At 66.4% G+C, this 1,040-nt stretch carries 1 pseudogene; it reads right to left on the reverse strand.

Going from position 1 to position 1,040, the window contains the following annotated elements:
- Nucleotides 1–1,040: pseudogene (locus IVA82_RS31040) on the reverse strand (PHP domain-containing protein); the annotation flags it as partial.

The raw sequence follows: 1,040 nt of genomic DNA on the forward strand, positions 1-1,040 counted from the left end.
GCTGCTTCTGCCGTAGGTACTTGGTGATCTGCGCCAGCGACATCGCGTTCAGCACCCGGTCCGCGGGCACGCCGCCCTTGCGGGCCATCTCGACGCCCCAGTGGTTGAGCTCGCGGATCGAGTGGGCGTCCGGATTGATGCTCATCATGCAGCCGAAAATCGAGCGCGGCCTGGTGCCAGCGCCAGTCGAGGTCCAGTCGCCAGGGGTGGGCGTTGATCTCGACGGCCACGCCGTGCTTGGCGCAGGCGCGCAGCACCTTCTCGACGTCGATTTCGTAGCCTGGGCGACGCTGGAGCTGGCGCCCCGTCATGTGACCGATGATCGTGGTGTGAGGGTTGGAGATGGCGCGCAGCAGGCGGTCGGTCTGTGCTTTCCGCTCGAGCTTGAACCGGCCGTGGATGCTGGCAACGACGAAGTCGAACCGATCCAGCACGTCGTCGGGATAATCGAGCGAGCCGTCGGCTAGGATGTCGGACTCGATGCCCTTTAGGATCCGGAAATCCTTGCCCAGGCGCTTGTTCAGCCGGTCCGCTTCGCGGTGCCGCTCGGCAATCTGCTCTACGGAGAGGCCGCCGGCGTAGTGGGCCGACTTGGAATGGTCGGCGACGCCGAAATACTCGAAGTCCCGTTGGCGCGTGGCCTTGGCCATGGTCTCCAAGGTCTTGGTGCCGTCCGATGCCTCCGTATGACAGTGAAGGATTGCCGCGGAGGTCCTCATCGGTGACGAGCTTCGGCAGTTTTCCCTTCAGCGCGCGCTCGATCTCGCCGCGCCCTTCGCGCAGTTCGGGATCGATGAAGGGCAAGCCGAACGCGCGGTAGATGTCGGCCTCGTCGGCGGCCATGAGCGCACGACCCCTGTGCAGACCGTCCGGCTCCAGGCGCATCTTTTTCGCGACCGCCAGAGCCCGCAGCTCCTCGAGATGCGCAGCAGAGCCCGTGGCGAAGAGCAAGGCGGCGCCGAAGTGCTTGCGGTCGGCCAGACGGACCTGCAGCCCGCCGGCCTCCGACGCGGCCGGCGCCCCTTCGGAAACCGGCGCTT

The sequence above is a fragment of the Bradyrhizobium sp. 142 genome, from assembly GCF_023074015.1.
In the GTDB taxonomy this organism is placed as follows: Bacteria; Pseudomonadota; Alphaproteobacteria; order Rhizobiales; family Xanthobacteraceae; genus Bradyrhizobium.